General features: G+C 53.7%; 12 protein-coding genes. 5 read left to right on the forward strand and 7 right to left on the reverse strand.

Translation table 11 applies throughout. The features are described 5' to 3' along the window. Positions 1-22: 22 nt before the first annotated feature. Together mscL and MFFC18_RS23305 are read right to left on the reverse strand one after the other, a co-directional pair. Positions 23-433 (reverse strand): large conductance mechanosensitive channel protein MscL, encoded by a 411-nt coding sequence (gene mscL / locus MFFC18_RS23300; protein ID WP_075082748.1) that lies wholly within the window; start codon positions 431-433, stop codon positions 23-25. A gap of 209 nt (positions 434-642) precedes the next feature. Next, a complete protein-coding gene (locus MFFC18_RS23305; RefSeq protein ID WP_075082747.1) occupies positions 643-2094 on the reverse strand; it encodes a leucyl aminopeptidase in 1452 nt (483 codons plus the stop codon). A gap of 84 nt (positions 2095-2178) precedes the next feature. On the opposite strand from MFFC18_RS23305, the gene MFFC18_RS23310 reads away from it, so the two are divergent. Further along, entirely contained in the window at positions 2179-4026 is a 1848-nt protein-coding gene (locus MFFC18_RS23310; RefSeq protein WP_075082746.1) for a UbiD family decarboxylase, read from the forward strand. Between the two features lie 36 nt (positions 4027-4062). Here the strand turns inward: MFFC18_RS23310 and MFFC18_RS23315 are convergent, their stop codons facing one another. The 5 genes from MFFC18_RS23315 to MFFC18_RS23335 form a co-directional block, all read right to left on the reverse strand. Beyond that, positions 4063-5502: a hypothetical protein gene (locus MFFC18_RS23315; protein ID WP_148619081.1), complete on the reverse strand. Its 1440-nt coding sequence runs from the start codon at positions 5500-5502 to the stop codon at positions 4063-4065. Positions 5503-5944: 442 nt separating this feature from the next. Next, positions 5945-7330, reverse strand: coding sequence for a hypothetical protein (locus MFFC18_RS23320; RefSeq protein ID WP_075082743.1), 1386 nt, complete (start codon positions 7328-7330; stop codon positions 5945-5947). Next, positions 7327-7857 carry an RNA polymerase sigma factor gene (locus tag MFFC18_RS23325; protein WP_075082742.1) on the reverse strand — a complete coding sequence of 177 codons (531 nt, stop codon included), beginning with the start codon at positions 7855-7857 and terminating at the stop codon, positions 7327-7329. The genes MFFC18_RS23320 and MFFC18_RS23325 overlap by 4 nt, the downstream gene beginning before the upstream one ends. Positions 7858-7968: 111 nt before the next feature. After that, positions 7969-8490, reverse strand: coding sequence for a cell division protein FtsH (locus tag MFFC18_RS23330; RefSeq protein WP_075082741.1), 522 nt, complete (start codon positions 8488-8490; stop codon positions 7969-7971). Positions 8491-8531: 41 nt separating this feature from the next. Next, entirely contained in the window at positions 8532-9884 is a 1353-nt protein-coding gene (locus MFFC18_RS23335; protein ID WP_075082740.1) for a hypothetical protein, read from the reverse strand. 274 nt (positions 9885-10158) lie between these two features. Between MFFC18_RS23335 and MFFC18_RS23340 the strand changes: the two genes are divergently transcribed. The 4 genes from MFFC18_RS23340 to MFFC18_RS23355 are packed head-to-tail and all read left to right on the forward strand — an operon-like array spanning position 10159 to position 16696. Continuing rightward, positions 10159-11346, forward strand: coding sequence for an endo-1,4-beta-xylanase (locus MFFC18_RS23340; protein ID WP_084416847.1), 1188 nt, complete (start codon positions 10159-10161; stop codon positions 11344-11346). A 51-nt stretch (positions 11347-11397) separates the two neighbouring features. Continuing rightward, positions 11398-12753, forward strand: a complete 1356-nt coding sequence (locus MFFC18_RS23345) for an alpha/beta hydrolase (RefSeq protein ID WP_075082739.1) — start codon at positions 11398-11400, stop codon at positions 12751-12753. A 3-nt stretch (positions 12754-12756) separates the two neighbouring features. Further along, the gene (locus tag MFFC18_RS23350) at positions 12757-15342 is read left to right on the forward strand and encodes a DUF1592 domain-containing protein (RefSeq protein WP_075082738.1); all 2586 of its coding nucleotides are present in this window, start codon (positions 12757-12759) and stop codon (positions 15340-15342) included. Further along, complete coding sequence (locus MFFC18_RS23355) at positions 15335-16696, forward strand: DUF1552 domain-containing protein (RefSeq protein ID WP_075082737.1); 1362 nt, start codon at positions 15335-15337, stop codon at positions 16694-16696. Before MFFC18_RS23350 ends, MFFC18_RS23355 begins: the two co-directional genes overlap by 8 nt. Positions 16697-16732 lie beyond the last annotated feature (36 nt).

The following is a 16732-nucleotide window of genomic DNA, read 5'->3' on the forward strand; positions in this document are numbered from 1 at the left end:
TATTTCATACCGTGTGTTTGGCTTATCGTTTTGCCAATGAGTCACGGATCTCGGTGAGCAAGACAACTTCGTCAGATGGCGGTGTTTCTTCTTCGGCTTTTTTCATCCACCTACTGGCAACCTTCAACGCAATAAAGATGACGAAAGCAAGAATCGAAAAGTTGATGACTTCCTGAATAAACGAGCCAACTCCGATTTCTGCCTGAACCATCTTGGTAACGCCGTCGACTTCTTTCTCAATTTCGGTGCCGATCGGAATCGTCCAACCGGACATGTCACCGACTTTGACGATGCTGGCAACTAACGGCATGATGATGTGGTCAATGAAAGACTTAACCATTGCTGCAACTGCGGTGCCCATGACCAGACCGACGGCCATGTCAATCAGATTGCCTTTGAATGCGAACTCTTTGAAGTCAGAAATAAAGCTCATTTTTTCTCCTGAATGGAAGGTGGTAATTTGGAAGGAGCGGGATTATAGGCACGCGATGTTCAACAATCCACTAAATGTCTTTCGCTTCCTACATAAGCGCGCATTGCCAGCGTGGCAACGATGATCGGCGTCAAATCAGGATGATTGGGCAAGCGTTTACATCGCCCACTCTGCTAGACACTTTGCGCGCTGCCTTGGCGAACGCTTCGCTATGCATTTTCAATCAGCCGAACCAGCGAGCGGACCATGCAACCGCTCGCGCCGCCGTCGATCCATTTCTTCGGTTTTTCCGCAAAGCTTGGACCGGCGATATCGAGATGCACCCAGGGCACATCCTGCACGAACTCCTCAAGGAACTTGCCCGCAGTGATCGCTCCTCCCCAACGGTTGCCACCCGTGTTCTTGATGTCTGCGATCGGGCTTTTGATTTGCTCCGCGAATTCTTCAAACATTGGCAGTGGCCAAACGGCTTCACCGCATTCGTTTGCGGCGGACGCGACCTGATCCGACCAGTCGTCATCGTTCGTCATCAGCCCGACAGTATCGAGCCCCAGCGCGACCACGCAAGCACCGGTCAGTGTCGCCAGATCCACGATCCGGTCTACGCCGTTTTCGATGGCAACGTCCAGCGTATCAGCCAGAACCAGCCGGCCTTCTGCGTCGGTGTTGTGGACTTCGATGGTCTTTCCGCTGCGAGCGGTCAGCACGTCACCAAGTCGAAAGCTGTCTCCGGCGATCATGTTTTCAGCCAGCCCGACAAAGCCAAAGACGTTTTGCTTGACGCCCAACTCAGCAATCGCCTTCATCGCGCCAACAACCGTCGCGGCTCCTGCCATGTCGCACTTCATATCCAACATGCTGGCCGACGGTTTGAGCGAAAGCCCGCCCGAATCGAACGTTACGCCTTTTCCGACCAACCCGATCGGAGCATCACCTTCGGCGCCGCCGTTGTATCGCATGATCACCAAACGTGACTGTCGCGTTGAAGCGCGGCCAACGGCAAGCAGTGCTCCGCATCGCTCGCGCTCGAGCCGCTCTTCGTCCCAGACCTCGACCTCGAAGCCCGATTCGGCTCCTGTTTTTACGATCTGATCAGCAAACGATTCCGGATACAAATCGCTCGCTGGCAAGTTCACCAAATGCCGGGTGAGTTTGACGCTCTCGCCAAGCACCCTGCCCTGGTCGATGGCTTCGCTGGAAACGGATTCCGATTTTGAGATCGAGACGGACTCGATCGGGAACAATTTCTTCTTTTCGAGGAACAGATCCTGGCCAACGCAACCGTTGAGCAATCCGCTGACAAATTCGTCCACTTTGGGAACGTCCACGAACGTCGCGATATGCTCGCGAGCTTTCCCAGCCAGCGATTTTGCGATCACGCCACCGATTCGTGTGGAAAACGCTGCGTCAGATTGTCCCTGTTGCCCAAGCCCGACCACCAGAGCTACCGGTGCCTTGATTCCTGACGGCGCCAGCATCATCGTCGCCTGGTAGCGGTCCGCAGAGACTTCCTCAAGTTCGATCATCCGCGAAAGCCCACCGCCGATCGCGTCGTCCAGTTGCTTCGCCGGTCCTTCCAGCGGTTCATCTTTCCAGATACCAACGACGACAGCATCGGCTTCCACTTCAACGACCGACGAATCTGTAAACTCAATTTTCATGTCTTGCCTTGTTTCACAGTGACTTTTGAATCACAAATGTAACAGGATTCTGCACACTGAACACTTCTCTGCGAACACTTCATCATGGGCTATCGTTTTCTTTCCGAATGCACCGACGACCTCGAAAAGCACGACCATCTGGTTCGCGTTGATGAAGAAGTCGACCCAAATCTGGAGATGGCGGAGATCCATCGTCGAGTCTACGCATCGGGCGGGCCAGCCATGTTGTTCACGAACGTGAAAGGCTGCCGTTTTCCGATGGTGTCGAATCTGTTCGGGACTCTCGAACGAGCCCGTTTCATTTTCCGCGATACATTCGAGAATGTGCAGCGAGCGATTCAGCTGAAGGTTGCTCCCGAAGCAGCGTTGAAAAATCCGCTCAAGTACTGGAAGGCTCCCTTCATCGCGTGGCAGATGCAACCCAGGAAAGCCCGCCGCGGCGCCGTGATGAAGAACAGCATTTCGCTGCCCGAACTTCCGCAGCTTAAATGTTGGCCCGACGACGGTGGCGCTTTTGTCACGCTGCCGCAAGTCTACAGCGAGGACGTCCGTTCGCCCGGATTGATGAAATCCAACATGGGCATGTATCGAGTCCAGCTTTCGGGCAATGATTACGATCCGCAATCCCAGGTCGGGCTGCACTATCAGATCCACCGCGGCATCGGCGTGCAACATCAAGCCGCCATCGACGCCGGCAAGCCCTTTCGCGTCAACGTGTTCGTCGGCGGCAATCCTGCGATGACGGTCGCAGCTGTGATGCCGCTGCCGGAGGGGATGAGCGAGCTAACTTTCGCGGGCGCTCTGGCCGGACACCGAATCCCGATGGTCAACATCGGAGAGTGCTCGTCAATCTACGCCAACGCTGACTTTGTCATTTCAGGAATGGTGGATCCCGAAAGGCAAATGCCAGAAGGCCCCTTCGGCGATCATCTGGGCTACTACAGTTTGACACACGAATTCCCGGTACTCAACGTCGACAAAGTTTGGCATCGCGATGGCGCGATCTGGCCTTTCACTGTCGTCGGTCGTCCGCCACAAGAAGACACTGTCTTCGGCGAGCTGATTCACGAACTGACGGCTCCGGTGATTCCGACGGTCCTGCCCGGCGTCCGCGGCGTCAACGCGGTCGATGCTTCTGGCGTGCATCCACTGCTGCTGGCGATCGGCAGCGAACGTTACGTTCCGTGGCAAAAGACTTCGGCCCCGCAGGAACTGCTTACGCAAGCGAACGCAATTTTGGGCCAAGGCCAGATGAGTCTCGCAAAGTATTTGTGGATCATCGACGAGAAATGCGATCCGGACCTGAACATCGATGACATCGAATCGTTTTTCGTTCGAATGCTCGAGCGAGTCGACTGGCAACGCGACTTACATTTCCAAACCAGGACAACCATCGACACGCTGGACTATTCCGGCAGCGGCATGAACTCGGGCAGCAAACTTGTCGTCGCAGCAGTCGGCGACGCGATTCGAAAACTGCCGACTGAATCTCCGACTGATTTGCAACTTCCGCCCGGATTCAGCGATCCACAAGTTTGCATTCCGGGAGTGTTGGCAGTTCGTGCCCCAACGTTTGAGCCTGAAGATGGAAAAGCTCGAACGGATCCACATTTGCGGCGATTTTGCAAGTCATTCCTGGCTCGCGATTCGATCTGCAATTTCCCACTGATCCTGCTGGTCGACGACAGCCCGTTCGTCGCCGCGACGTTGAACAATTTCCTGTGGGCGACCTTCACTCGCAGTAATCCCGCAACCGACGTTGATGGCATTGCCGCCTGGACCGAACACCGTCATTGGGGCTGCGACGGATCACTGGTGATCGACGCCCGCGTAAAGCCATTTCACGCCCCGCCACTGATTGAAGATCCCGCGATCACCAAACGGATCGATGCGATGGCCGCGCGAGGCGGTGTGCTTTCGAAGTGGCTGTAGGCCATGCAAAGAATACGCAACCATTTTTGCTTGAACTCAATTCCGAATGACGACTCTTCGGCTCGGAAATTTCTTCTTCATTGCTTTGATTTCCTGATCGTTGAATTTAGAGCCAGTGATTGTGAGATCGGACAGCCCCAGTTTCCATATCAGCTCTTCAAATTGATCTGAAGTAGTCGAGTTTTGCTCGATCGTCAAAGCATGAATCGATTCAGGCAATTGCATCGCCCCAGAAAATTCCAGCTCAAATCCTGTCGCATCGACAACAGTCAGTTTGGGACATTGTTGCGCAATCCAAACTGCCGTGTCACTGGAATCGAATCGGCCAAAAACAATAACGCGCGTCTTGGGGAATACGGGTCGAAACTTCTCAGCAAACGCCATGTCGATTTTGGTTGCGGTTCTGGAGAGATCCAGGGTCCCGCTTGAAAAATGCGAACCCTGCCATTCAATTTCCCGACGCCGTTTAGTGCGGATTTCAGCGATCCTATCAGGAATCAAACTGGTAGCGACCATGTATCCACCCTTCAGCTTTCGTTCGATGGTCGCAGCCGGAAATTTGGCCTTCAACCTTTCAAGTTCTTCAGCGGTTGTCAGAAAACCGCATTCAATTTTGTCAATCGTCGACGGCAAGTTCATCAGATCGTCTATCAAATATTGGTCTCCGGTCAGATTGACTTTCTTTAGATTGGGACAGCAATCGATCAGATCAACCGCACGCGGCAAGTTGTCATTATGCATCTTCGAATCGATTCTCAGTTCTTCAATTGACGGCAGTGTCACGTTTGGTTTTCTGATACGTGACTCATACGATTCTGTTTCGTTCGGCTTGGGCGACGTTGGCGTTTGAGCAGGCGGCAAAACCTTGACAAAACCGCTGGAACTCGGTGGAATCGAGTCGAACTGCATCACATATTTGATTTCGATTGTTTCGAGCTGGGTGAGTTCTCCAAGAAGTTCAATTTGAGGCAGCGATGGATCTCCTTCAATTTCCAAATCTCGCACATATGGAAGAGCACCAATTGCATCCACGTGTTTAGCATTGAGATTTGAAATAGTAATCGAAACCTTTTGATAATGTCGGCATGCTCCCAGCCATTCAGAATCGCCAGCGAGCCTTCTGAGAAATTCTGGACCGGACCACGCGGGATTGGACAGCGAAAATCCATGAATCTGATTCGTTTCCCTGTGTGAAATATCTCTGTGATGTTGCAAGTTGGCCAACGCAAGACTCGCCAAAGCGAAAACAAGCACGACGTCCAGCAGGTTAAACTTGAATCCATTTCGCCAACGTCGCTTACACGTGACAAACACCACAACCATGATACTGATTGCAACGGACATATTGACCAGCAGCGCCATCCAGTCGGTTGACGTTGGCTGGACCGAGAACAACCATCCGTCACGCCCATCCGAGCTGAATCTTGGCCCGCCGCCCCGAAACTCTCGCATCAATTCAGTGAAATCCTCGGCCATTGGAACTGGCTTCGGCTCCGACTTGAGCCATGTCATCGGCCACCCGTGGTCGAAGGCGTTCGTCGTCACTGATGGACCATTCGGCGGCCAGATCTCTCTCCAGGAATATGGATCCGGGACGCCGCGAATGTTCATGACAAGCAATGAGATGGCGAAAACCGAAGTTGCGAACCATGCAAAAAGCGAAACCGCACGCTTTGGCTTTGTGGATTCAGAGACTTCAATTGTTTCCGATTGCCCCATGGAACATTGTCAGTTTGGCGAAAAAAAGTTTCAACGCGGTCTGCTTAAAGTAACACAGCGGTCGCGACTGTGGACGCGCGGCGAATTCTGATTCGTGATCTTTTTCGGTAGTTGCACAGCCAACGGTGGTTCCCCTTTGCACGATTGAGCCGCGATGCCGCGCATTGAAGCGAGAGCGACAATCTCCCACAACGTCCCCTCAATCGCGAGGTCTAACACGTTGGGTGGATGAACCATCGTCGTTCACAATTATTTCGATGTCTTCGTGTATCGGTTCGCTCACTTCGATACCCTCTACCTTGTCATCCGAAATCGAAAACGTCCAACCTTCTCGCAAATAGGTGACCCGATCGTTCATTAGATCCGGCTCGCCATACGCCGCGATGACTTCCGGCAATGTTGAGCCAATCCGAATCCCCTCCGGAGTCTGGCCCGCGAAATCATGAACCGAAGGCCCAGTGCGTCGCTGACTGAAGCAGCGAATCGTCGTAATACCGTGCTCCGAGTTGATTCCGATCTCCAAACCCAACGAGTTGTACTTCAAATACTCGAAACCCTGTCTTGGCTGATCGCTTCCCGGCAAACTGAATGGAGCGTATTTGCGACGCTGGGCAGGCTCGCCAAGAAACTCGATCACCGAATCGGCGTCTGCGCCAAACGGCACGGGCCCGATACCGATCGTTGGTGACACGACCAGCAAATCCGCATCGGCTGGAGGTGGCTCGAGAGCGACATGTTCGACGGTGTAGCCTTCCGGCGCCTCAAGGGCGAATTGGGACATATCCATCCCTCCATCAAATACAAAGTTCGAGAAGACCTCGCGAAAGCCAGTTTCCTCCTGCATGTATTCCATGCGTACCGGCAAGTTGGTCTCGACGTCGACGTAGACTTTGAACTCTCGCTCGCCCATCAAGACCTCGAAAGAATGGACCGGCTTGCCATCGAAAGTCGTCGGCCCGAGATCCTGAGTCGCGCGTTCGGGAATATTTCGAAACTTTTCAATCCACCGATTGCGTCGCGCCACCGACTCTTCGTCAGGGCTGACTTCATAAAATGTCGCCTTGCGAGACTTGTGATCGACTATCATTCTTAGATTCTCATTCCAGTTTGAAATCTGCAGACCATTCGCGACGGTCCCTTCGCCGACTTTAATTTGCTCGGAACGCGTAAGCCCCGATTCGACGATGCTTACGTTTGTCTCCCAGGCATCACCATTGGCGTGGTAGTCAAAAACGGAATAGGAGACTGACCGGACTTCCTCAAGAGCCGCCTGCACTTTCGCAAACGCCGACTGACTGGACTGGGGCCATAAAAGCAGAGCCGCCAGAACAACAGCGGCTGCAGCGATAACAAAAAGGCGAGATCGAGAAAGCCAGCCAGAACTTTTAGCTGCTGAAGCCTGTCTGACGGCAGACCACGGAACCGATTTTCCGTCAGCATGCAATGACGTCGACGGCAACGGGCCCAGCGGAGGGTCAGGAAAATCAGGCACTTCCTCCTGCCGGATCCCCTTTAACGTTTGCTTCAACAGATCATCTGATCTGTCGAGATCGTCGTCGTTCGTCTTGAGATAGTTTTTGTTCATTGTTCGCTCCTGGCTGATCGCGTTTGTGGTTGAAGATCAGATAACGCCTTTCGAACACGAGGTTTAGCGCGGTGGATCAAAACTCCGACGGCGCTTTGTTCGAGATCCATTTGCTGGGCGATTTCCAAATAGCTCATTTGCTCCACGAATCGCAGCCAGAAAGCTTCAGCCTGCAACGCGGGTAATGAACCGAGTTCCGAGCGAAGTCGCGCTTTCAACTCTTCCAACTCAAGCGACGCGGCATTGGACTGGTCGACTCGTGAAACCAGATCGATATCTGGAGTTTCGCTGACCAACGCCTTCGATCGGGTTCGTGCCCGAAGCCGATCGAGTCCACGGCGGACGGCCAGCCAACGCAGGTAACCTGGCCAATTGTCTACGTGCCTGGTCTTGCTTTGCTCGAAAGCTTCCAACATTACGTCCTGGTAACAGTCCAACGATTCGGAGTGCGAACGCAAAATCCGATACACCGCGGTCCAAACAAGTGGACCATGCGATTTCGTTATTTCACTCCAGTCGTGCGACATACTTCATCCTGAAACAGACACCTCATGATCTAAAAAGACTGACGACTGAGAGTAGCCGAATATTTCAATAAACCACAAAATCGGTGAAATCGAGTTGAAGTTGCCAATCTGCTACTTCTTCGACTGCCCAATTGCCTGATTCAAAAAATGCTTCACCAAGCGGCCTTTGATTGTCTGATGCTCAATCAACTGCTCGGCAACCAACTGGATGGCTTTCTCGTGAACTTCATCGCCAAGAATGTATTCGGTTTTGTCGAGCAAACGGCGATGTAGCTTCTCCAGCTGTCGTTCTGTATTGGCGCGGGTTCCCAGCAACTGGTCAATCGCTCTCAAGTCCGATGCAGCCCCGCGCTGGCAATACGAACCCGTGAACTGGGACTCCGCGACCATGCCGGCGAACAAAATCAGAACTTCATCTTCCAGCCAATCCTGCGTCGCTTTGCTGCGTCCCTGCTGCAACTTTACAGCTCCAAGACGCACGCCACCCGTTTGGATTTTGGCCGGAACAATGGTTGCCTTCTGGATCGTTCTTCCTAACGAAACCGCCATCACGGCATGTCCGGCTTCGTGGTAAGCCGTCGCCATCAAAGCCGCGGCCGCCGGGGAGTCTTCCTTGTTGTTGCCAGGGTTCATGCCACTATTATACGGTCTGCCACGGCCGATCTTGAGCGCAACTATTTCCTGTCGCCGGTCGCATTCATTGGCGCCCGCGCGATCACAGTGTCGCCCTTTCCTTCCGCGTCGGCCACGCTTTGAACCGTCCACAGATCCAGCCCGTTGCCGCCGTCGACGGCACAACCGCTGTAGTCACCCCAGGGCCCGCCAGCAGTTGCGGCCAAGCCTTCGCCGATTGAAACCATGTCGCGAAGCGTGCCTTTCGGATCAACACTTTTGCGAAACGCAAAACGTGGACTGACGAAAATGTCGGGGCCGGCTTCCTGAAAGCCCACGATCAGATCTTCCTGTGCGTTGACGGCGACAGAACTTTGGATGAAGCTGCGTTTCGGATCGCTGATCACACCAGACTGAACCGACGTCCCGTCGAGCTTGACTTGATGCCACATCACGGCAGCACGACCGTCGAGATTGAGACCTCGGGAAAACCACAGACATCCGTTTTGCAGCACCACGTTCTTGGGATTGCGATCTCCAGAAGCCACCGTTTTGTCCGTGCCGGGCTGCGGAGATTTCGGCGGGTAGTGGCGGTATTCGAAATCGTGTTTGGCCGACGTTATCTGCGTCGCCACCGGATTTCCGTCATCGCCAGCGGTGACTTTGGTGATGATCATTTTCTTCGGTTGCAGCTTGAAGAAGTACAAGCCGTCGTCAACATCCTGATTGGCAACCGGATGCCCAAAGCTGCCTTTGAAATGGAATGCTTCCGCGGGAAGTCCGGCTTTGCATTTGTCCATCGACATCACGATTGTTTTGTTTTCTCCGCCAGGAAAGCCGTATCCAATCCAACGCTTGCTGTAGCCGATCGCTCCGCCGTCCACGCCGTCAGGAATCGAGACGCCGTAGGTGTTCCAGGCCTTCGTCGGATCGTCCGTTTCCGAAACGGAGATGTTGACCGGTTTGCGTTTGGCTTTGTCCCAATACACCCACAAGTCAAACAGGAACACTCCGTTGTTGGCGTCGTAGTGAAGTTTCGGATCGATACCACCTTCGAATCCGTTTTGCGAAACGCCATCGATGAAGTTGCCTTCTTTGTCAAAGATCGTGAATCCGCCATTCGTTCCGTGCACCACATGATTCGGCCCGACGGCGACTTGCGGATCAACCTGGCGGTCTCCATCGGTCGCACCGTTGAACACAAGAAACCCGTTGACCATCCGGGGAGCAGGTTCGACCTTGCGTTGGCGTTTGACTTTCGCGTGAAGGCTCTCGATCCGGGATGGCTCGATGGTCTCAACTCGCGCCGGTTTTATGACGGTCGAACTGTCTGCAATCTGCTGTGCTTGCAACGCCGGAACAGAACACAGAACGATGCCAAGAAAACAGAACGGACGCATGGATCGATGAAGCATTGGACTCCCGGGAGTGAAGGTTTGTCGCTGCGGCAATTCCGCGAGCAATGGTGTGGAACCGGCTGGGCTGCCGGAAAGACCGGTGTTTCCGAATTGGGATCCGGATTGGACAAGGATTTCACGGAAAGCGGGCTCGGAACTATTTATTCAACGATAGAAAAAATTAAGAGGAACCTTGGTAATTTGCGACACAATTGCTGTAAACTCAGGTTCAAGTCCAATAGCCCCTCTTTACGGCGGGCAAACTTAAGCTGTGATATTCGTGGGGTGATTAATGTCTCGTTACGCTGTCTGTTTTCTCGTCGTGTTTCTGCTGGGCAATTGGCTCAATAGCGCCGACATGTTTGGCCAGGAATCTGCCGTCACCGAAGGCAAGAACGATGGCGATGGGACTGCTGCGACTGCGGTGCTTTCCCTGAAAGAAGCCGCCGGCGATCGGTTCAAGATCGGAGTCGGTGTTGGGCATGCGGTGCTGCAGCGAGAAAAAGACGCGGAGTTGATCAGGCAACAGTTCAGCATCCTCACGCCCGAGAACTGCATGAAGCCGCAAGGGATTCATCCGGCCGAAGACCAATGGAATTTCGGCAATACGGATCGGTTCTTTAACTTCGCCCGCACGAACAATCTGGAAGTCGTCGGCCACTGTCTTGTGTGGGCCAAAGACGATCGCACGGACGAGTGGATGATGACGGAGTCCAATGGCGATCCGTTGACGCGTGAGACTTTGCTGAAGCGAATCGAAGATCACATCACCGCGTTGGCCGAACGGTATGGCGACGCGGTGACGATGTGGGACGTGGTCAACGAAGCGATCGGCGACAGCAACGAAGGCTTGCTGCGAGATTCGATTTATTCGCGCACTGCGGGAATGGACTTTATTGTGACGGCCTTCAAAACGATTCGCGAAAAGGATCCGGATGCTCTGCTGATTTACAACGACTACAACGGCCACAAACCTGAGAAACGCAAGAAGCTGATTGAGCTGCTGACGAAACTGAAAGAAGCCGGCGCTCCGGTCGACGCTTACGGGATGCAGGGGCATTTTGAATTGGGTGACGATTCGCTGGATCAACTTCGTGAGACGTTTGATGAACTGAGAAAGCTGAACATCAAAGTCGTCGTTTCGGAGTTGGACATCGACGTCGTGAAGCGCGGCAAATGGTGGTCCGAGGGCGGCAAGTATCGCGAAGAACTGGCGACGTTTGATCCTTACAAAAACGGATTGCCGAAAGACATCGAGCAGCAGCAAACCGAACAGTACGTGAAACTGTTCGAGCTGTTCAACGAGTACAGCGACATTATCGAACGTGTCTCTTTCTGGAACGTTCACGACGGCGAAAGTTGGCTCAACACGTTTCCCTGGAACAGAACGAACTACCCGCTGCTGTTTGACCGGCAGCGACAGCCGAAACCGATGCTCAGCGAAGTGATCAAGACGCTCAACGCTCCAGCAAAAAAGTAAGTTGGCGTTCGGCTCGCCAGTTTGAATCACCATTACCGTGCGAGAACTCTGATGAACCGAAATACGTTTCTGGCGCTAGTGATTGCCATGGCAGTCCTTTCGCCGCAAGTGACTGACGCTAACGCGCAGGACAAAGTCGAGCGGCGACAGCCGAAGCCTGAAGTTCGATACGAACTCGGTGCGGATTCGCTGAAGAACAATGATGTTCCTCAAGGTCGCCTGGAAGGCCCGCATCTTTTTCACAGCGACATCATCGAAAACACCGTGCGTCAGTATTGGGTTTTCGTGCCGGCTCAATACGATAAAGACAAACCTGCCAACGTGCTGGTTTTTCAGGACGGCGCCCGCACGATGAATCCCAATGGAGTCATCCGGGCGCAGAACGTTTTGGAAAACCTGATCGCCAAAAAACAGATTCCGGTAACCGTCGGGATCTTCATCACGCCGGGTCAGCGCGGTGACGCGTTCCCGGACAGCATCGGTTTCGGCAACCCGAACAATCGCGACCGCGAGTACGATGTGCTGGACGACAAATACGCTCGCTTCATCGTCGAAGAGATGCTGCCGGAAGTCGGCAAGAAGTACAACCTTTCCAAGGATCGAGCCGACCGTGCGATTGGCGGTTCGAGCAGCGGAGGCATCTGCGCGTTCACGGTCGCGTGGCAAAAGCCGGAAGAGTTCCGCAACGTGATCAGCTTCATCGGAAGCTTCACCAACATTCACGGCGGCCACGTTTATCCCGATCTGGTTCTCGAAGCCGAAAAGAAAGACATCCGCATCTTTTTGCAGGACGGCGTCAATGATTTGCGACGTCCGGACAACCTTGAACGTGACTGGCATATTCAAAACCAAAAAATGGTGGCTGCGTTTGAGGAAAAAGGCTACGACATGGCCTACGTGTTCGGAGAAGGCGGGCACTCGGACGATCACGGCGGCGCGATGTTGCCGTTGATGCTTCGTTGGGTTTGGCGAGACCACCCGGACGTCGAAGACAAAACGGACGGTGACAAACTGGTGGCGATGGCGAAAGCGATGAAGCCGAAAGTCACCGATCCATTTCCAGGATTTGATGCTAGCGCAGAGGTTGATCCGAGCGGCGTTTACGAATGGTCGGGCCGTATGGGTCGAACCAGAATGGCTTCGACGTTGAAGGTCAAAAACGACGGCGGGAAAATCACAGGCACGCTTGAGACCGAACGAGATGGCGAGGTCACAACCGCGGACATTATGAATCCGACACTCGAAGGCAACAAACTGGGCTTCGACATCGAACGCGAGTTCAACAATCGCGAAATGAAGATCACCTATCAGGGCATTGTCCACGGTGACAAAATCGTCGGCTGGCAAAGTTTCAACTTCCGCGGACAGGATCGTGATCGTGGTTGGGAAGCGAAAAAGGCAAAGTAAACCATGCGAAACGAATCGAAGACAATCTGGTTCTATCTACTGTGCGTTTCGCTGACTGCGATCTGTTGCACGCCTCTGCCTGCAAATGCGCAGATCGAGTTGAGCGAAACCGTTGAATCGATCATGGAGAGTCGCTGTTTCGATTGCCACGCGGGTGGCGGTGAAGAAGGCGGTGTTTCGTTCGACGAACTTGGTGAGATGAAGCCGGAAGAATCTCGCGAGCTTTGGCATCGCGTGCTCAAGCAGGTACGAACGGGCTTGATGCCACCGCCGCAGGATTACGATCCGCTGGAAGCCGACGAGAAACAGGAACTCGAATCGTGGATCATCACAGAAGCTTTGGGGCTCGATCCGGACAAGCCATTACCGGGCAAAGTCACCGTTCGCCGGCTTAATCGCGTCGAATACCGCAACACAATTCGTGACTTGTTGGGCTACGACTACAACACGGCGATGAACTTTCCGGCTGACGACACGGGGCATGGGTTCGACAACATTGGCGAAGTCCTCTCGGTATCGCCGCTGCTGCTGGAGAAGTATTTCAACGCAGCGAGGGAGATCATCGCCAGCACCGTGCCGACGACTTCAAAGATCGTTCGCGAACAAGTCTACGCGGGATCGAATTTTCGTTTCGACGAGAAAGCCGAACTTGCGACGACCGCGCCCGGCGATATTTTAAGTTTGCTGTACTACAACGACGCGACGGCTCGCACGAAGATCGAAGTTGACATTCCCGGCGACTATCAGATCGTGCTGAACATGCGTGGCATGGAGAGCTACGTCGACAACGTTTTTGATCTCAACAGTTGCGAGTTCACGTTCACGTTTGATGGCGAGGTACTGCATCACAAAGAATACGTGCGACAGGGTGGCAAGCGACATTCGCTCGCCTTTGACCGAACGCTTGACGCCGGCGAGCACGAAATGGTGCTGACGATCAAACCGACGTCGGAAGAAGATCAGGTTCGGAAACTGCGGCTCGACATCCGCGACGTGACGTTGCGCGGCCCGTTGGCGGAAGAGCATTACGTCAAACCGAAAGGCTACGAAAGCTTTTTCCCCAAAGACGTGCCTGCCGATCAGGCGGGGCAGAAAACGTATGCGGCCGAATTGCTTCGCCCCTTTGCAACAAAAGCTTTCCGTCGCCCTGCCGATGATCGAACGGTAGAGCGGCTGGTTTCGCTGGCGATGCAGTCACCTGCCAATGGCGATTCGTTTGAGTCGGGAATTGCGAAAGCGATGACGGCCGTGCTGGCTTCGCCGCGATTCATTTTTCGCGAAGAGTTTACGAAGGAAGACGACGATTCCGATTTTCCGTTGATCGATGAGTTCGCGTTGGCTTCTCGACTGTCTTTTTTCCTCTGGTCGTCCATGCCGGATGACGAGTTGATGCGCCTCGCGGAACAAGGCAAGCTACGCGAGAAACTCGACTCGCAAATCGAACGGATGTTGGCCGACGACCGATCGAAGAATTTGGTTCAGAATTTTGTCGGCCAATGGCTGCAGGCTCGAGCGATTGAATCCATCCCAATCAACTCGCGTGCAATCGCTCGTCGCGAACAGAAACCTGATCCCGAAGCCGATCGCCAACGAAATCGTTTCTTTGAATTGGCCCGCAAAGGCGATGATCGAACTGAGGAAGAAGAAAAGGAGTTCAAAGACGCGGGACGTGATTTCCGCCGGCGATCGCGTCGTGGCAACAGAAACCGGGTTCGCTTCGACGATTCGATTCGCCGTGCGATGAAACGCGAAACGGAAATGCACTTCGACTACATTCTCAAAAACGATCGCAGTTTGCTGGAACTGATCGACGCGGACTATGCGTTCCTCAACGAAGACCTGGCAAAGTTCTACAAAATCGAAGGACTTGAACCGATCGAAGGCCGTCAGTTGAAGTACGTACAACTCCCCGAAGACAGTATTCGCGGCGGGATTCTGACACAGGGAACTTTCCTGGCAGTGACCTCCAATCCGGATCGGACGTCGCCTGTGAAGCGGGGGCTGTTTGTGCTGGAAAACATCCTGGCGACGCCTGTCGCTGCTCCGCCGCCAGATATTCCGTCGCTTGAGGACGCTGAAGGTGACGACCCGAACGTGAAGCTGAGCTTGCGGAAAACGTTAGCCATTCACCGCGAGAATCCGGCCTGTAGCTCATGTCACAATCGCATGGACCCGCTGGGGCTGGCGTTGGAAAACTTCAATCCAATGGGGCAGTTCCGAGAATCCGAATTCGGTCAGCCGATTCAAACCGAAGGCGAGCTGGCAACTGGAGAGGCGTTCACCAACATTCGCGAATTGAAAAAAGTGCTGGTCAACGACAAGCGTGACGATATCTATCGATGCGTGACAGAAAAAATGATGACTTACGCCCTCGGGCGAAACATTGAATACCACGATACGCCGCTGATCGATCAACTGGTGCAAAAGCTCAATGATAACGATGGCAAAGCGATCACTTTGCTGACTGAAATCATTCACTCGCCGGCCTTCCAACGGACGTCGCGAATTGATACCGCAGACGACGACTCGCTTTCGGCAACCGAATCCAAACAGAAATTACAATTTGTTTCAAGTGAAACCAATGAATAACTCCAGACGAAATTTTCTTCGTGGGCTGGGAGCCTGTGTAGCATTGCCAGCGATGCAATCGATGATGGCTCGTCCGTTGATCGGAGCCGTCGGAGGCGTTGGCGCTGCTCCGATCGCAACGACAGCAACCGGTGCTCCATTGCGGACGGCGTTTCTGTCCTTTCCCAACGGCGCGATCCCAAATTCGTGGTGGCCAGACGAAACAGGCAAGAACTACGCGATCTCGGAAACGCTCAAGCCGCTTGATTCGATGCGCGATTCGTTTCAGTTGCTTAAAGGGCTGGACATGGAAGTCGCCGAAGGCAAGCAGGACGGTGGTGGCGACCACGCTCGCGGCAACGGAACTTTCCTGACCGGCGTCCGTCTCAACAAAAGTGCGACTGATATTCGCGCCGGCGTTTCGATCGACCAGATCATCGCCAACGGAGTCAGCGGGCAGACTCGATTCCCTTCACTGGAACTTGCCTCCGATCCGGTTCGTCAGGCAAGTGGTTGTGACTCAGGGTATTCATGTGCGTATCAGTACAACATTTCGTGGAAGTCCGAATCGACACCGATGGCGACGGAGAACAATCCGCGGCTGGTATTCGAGCGGCTTTTTGGAGCCGGGAATCCTGGGCAACGAGTCAAAAATCTGCAGCAGCGGCGTGAAGAGCAACGAAGCATTCTGGATTTCGTGATGGAAGACACGCGATCGATGACTCGGCGACTGCAGCGATCCGACAAGCAGAAACTTGACGAGTACCTTTCGGGCGTTCGGGAGCTGGAACGTCGAATCCAGAAAGCCGAATCGTTTGGCGACCCCAAAGATCCTGGCATCGAGACACCGGTTGGCATTCCGCCGTCTCACACGGAATACGTGAACCTGATGTACGACTTGATGGTGTTGGCGTTCCAGACGGATTCGACACGAGTCTGCTCTTTGATGCTCGGTCACGACGGTGATAACCGCTCTTACGATTTCATTGGGATTTCTGAAGGCCATCACGATTTGAGCCATCACCAGAACAAAGAGGACCGCGTTGAAAAAGTGAAGCAAATTGATTTGTGGTACGTCCAACAGTTTGCGAAGTTTCTGCAGAAGCTGGAAAACACAAAAGACGTGGACGGCAATTCAATTCTGCACAACTCGATGGTGCTTTTCGGAAGCGGCAACGCCGACGGAAACCGGCATACCCATTCCGATTTGCCGATCGTTCTTGCCGGTAGCGGCGGAGGCCGGTTGACTCCGGGACGGTTCGTTGATCACAAAAGTAAGCCGCTTTCCAATCTTTACGTGACCCTTGCCCAGCAAATGGGGGTTGAATCACTGGAACGGTTTGGCGACTCCACGGGTGCCATTTCCGACATTTGATTTTGAACACATTTCGCCCCCCCAATTTGCACGGAC

The organism is Mariniblastus fucicola (genome assembly GCF_008087665.1).
Taxonomy (GTDB): domain Bacteria; phylum Planctomycetota; class Planctomycetia; order Pirellulales; family Pirellulaceae; genus Mariniblastus; species Mariniblastus fucicola.

Bases quoted from the DNA above. Each gene is read 5' to 3' on its own strand.
- MFFC18_RS23340 (WP_084416847.1), top strand. From the start codon at position 10,159: ATGTCTCGTTACGCTGTCTGTTTTCTCGTCGTGTTTCTGCTGGGCAAT.
- MFFC18_RS23355 (WP_075082737.1), top strand. From the start codon at position 15,335: ATGAATAACTCCAGACGAAATTTTCTTCGTGGGCTGGGAGCCTGTGTA.
- mscL (WP_075082748.1), bottom strand. From the start codon at position 433: ATGAGCTTTATTTCTGACTTCAAAGAGTTCGCATTCAAAGGCAATCTG.
- MFFC18_RS23310 (WP_075082746.1), top strand. From the start codon at position 2,179: ATGGGCTATCGTTTTCTTTCCGAATGCACCGACGACCTCGAAAAGCAC.
- MFFC18_RS23345 (WP_075082739.1), top strand. From the start codon at position 11,398: ATGAACCGAAATACGTTTCTGGCGCTAGTGATTGCCATGGCAGTCCTT.
- MFFC18_RS23315 (WP_148619081.1), bottom strand. From the start codon at position 5,502: ATGGCCGAGGATTTCACTGAATTGATGCGAGAGTTTCGGGGCGGCGGG.
- MFFC18_RS23320 (WP_075082743.1), bottom strand. From the start codon at position 7,330: ATGAACAAAAACTATCTCAAGACGAACGACGACGATCTCGACAGATCA.
- MFFC18_RS23330 (WP_075082741.1), bottom strand. From the start codon at position 8,490: ATGAACCCTGGCAACAACAAGGAAGACTCCCCGGCGGCCGCGGCTTTG.
- MFFC18_RS23350 (WP_075082738.1), top strand. From the start codon at position 12,757: ATGCGAAACGAATCGAAGACAATCTGGTTCTATCTACTGTGCGTTTCG.
- MFFC18_RS23335 (WP_075082740.1), bottom strand. From the start codon at position 9,884: ATGCTTCATCGATCCATGCGTCCGTTCTGTTTTCTTGGCATCGTTCTG.
- MFFC18_RS23305 (WP_075082747.1), bottom strand. From the start codon at position 2,094: ATGAAAATTGAGTTTACAGATTCGTCGGTCGTTGAAGTGGAAGCCGAT.
- MFFC18_RS23325 (WP_075082742.1), bottom strand. From the start codon at position 7,857: ATGTCGCACGACTGGAGTGAAATAACGAAATCGCATGGTCCACTTGTT.